The sequence below is a fragment of the Bradyrhizobium sp. YR681 genome (genome assembly GCF_000282615.1).
Taxonomy (GTDB): Bacteria; Pseudomonadota; Alphaproteobacteria; order Rhizobiales; family Xanthobacteraceae; genus Bradyrhizobium.
The window spans coordinates 1-1860 of record NZ_AKIY01000161.1 but is presented as its reverse complement, the minus strand read 5'-3'; the positions used below and the strand labels follow the sequence as shown (position 1 = coordinate 1860).

The following is a 1860-nucleotide window of genomic DNA, read 5'->3' as shown; positions in this document are numbered from 1 at the left end:
CGGCAAGACGATCACCTTCACCACGTCCGGCGCCGCTGCTGTGGATGCCAGCGGCAACTGGACGATCGGTATCGATCAGACGGTCGGTAACCTGCTTTCGACCGTCGATTCGATCACGGGCAACACGACCAACGCGTCCAGCGTGAATGGTGGTGGCGCCCTCGTGCTGAACACCGGTCTGAATGCGAATATTGCCTTGACCGATACGTCGGCCGGCACCCTCGCAAAGCTCGGCTTGACGACTGCGAACACCGCCACACGCACCACGGCGCCGATCGCGGCCGGCAGCATCAACGCAACGACCAAGCTGTTCGGCGCGAGCGGCTCCCTGGCGACGTCCTCGCCCTATGCCGATGGCGATACGTTCACCGTGAACGGCAAGACCATCACGTTCAAGACGTCGGCCCTGCCGGCCAGCCTTCCGGCGGGATCATCGCAGGTCGGCAGCAATGTCGTGACCGACGGTACCGGCAATTCGACCATCTATCTCGGCGCCAGCACGACCTCGACCAACGTCACGGTCGGTGACGTCCTCGGCGCGATCGACCTCGCCAGCGGCGTCGGCTACAACAACAGCGGCACCGTCACGGCCAATCCGGGCCAGACCCTGTCGAGCATCGCGGCGGGCGTCACCACGCTCAAATCGTCGACGGGTTCCGACCTGAGCCTGTCCGGCAAGGCCGACCTGCTGAAGAGCTTCGGTCTCACGACATCGAGCGGCGGCGGCACCGTCAGCACCTCCGCGCCCCGCGTCACCGGGTCGACCAGCCTGTCCTCTCTGGTGCAGGCGGGCTCGACCCTGAACGTCGACGGCAAGGTCATCACCTTCAAGGATGCGCCGACGCCGACTGCGGCCTCGGTCGGCTCCACGCTCGGCGTCTCCGGCAACGTCGTCACCGACGGCAACGGCAACTCGACCGTCTATCTTCAGCAGGGCACCGTCGCCGACGTCTTGAAGGCGATCGACTTCGCGACCGGCGTGCAGACCTTCACCCTCAACGGCAATGGCAGCGGCACCCTGGCCACCGCGTCCGGCCAGACCAACTCCACCATTGCGCCGAGCGGCGCGCTGAAAATCTCGACCGGCATCAACGCTGACCTTGCGATCACCAGCACCGGCAACGCGCTGCCCGTCCTCGGCCTCGCCGGCAACACCGGCACGGCCTCGGCCTTCACCGCGTCCCGCAACTCGGGTGTGGGCGGCATCAGCGGCAAGACCCTGACCTTCTCCTCGTTCAACGGCGGCACGCCCGTGAACGTCACCTTCGGTGACGGCACCAACGGCACGGTCAAGACGCTGAACCAGCTGAATGTCGCGCTGCAGGCCAACCACATGACGGCGACGATCGACGCCAACGGCGTGCTTACGGTCACCACCGTCAACGAATTCGCCTCCTCGACGCTCGGCTCCACAACTGCGGGCGGTGCGATCGGCGGAACCATCACCAGCGCATTGACGTTCTCGACGGCTCAACCGCCTGTCGAGGATCCGGTGGCGCAGACGGCGCGCGGAAACCTCGTCAACCAGTTCAACAACATTCTCCAGCAGATCGACACCACGTCGCAGGACTCCTCGTTCAACGGCGTCAACCTGCTCAACGGCGACACGCTGAAGCTGGTCTTCAACGAAACCGGCAGCTCGACGCTCGGTATCAACGGCGTGGTCTTCAACGCCGCGGGTCTTGGCCTCAGCAACCTCGTCAGCGGCACCGACTTCATCGACAACGGCGCGACCAACAGGGTGCTGACCAGCCTCAACGCGGCATCCAGCACGTTGCGCTCGCAGGCCTCCGCGCTCGGTTCGAACCTCTCGATCGTGCAGGTGCGTCAGGACTTCTCCAAGAACCTGATCAACGTGCT

The 1860-nt window shown here is 65.2% G+C and carries 1 protein-coding gene; it reads left to right on the top strand.

The features are described 5' to 3' along the window. Positions 1–1860 (top strand): DUF1522 domain-containing protein (locus PMI42_RS12795; protein WP_008134607.1); only part of this gene is annotated, 1860 nt, incomplete at both ends.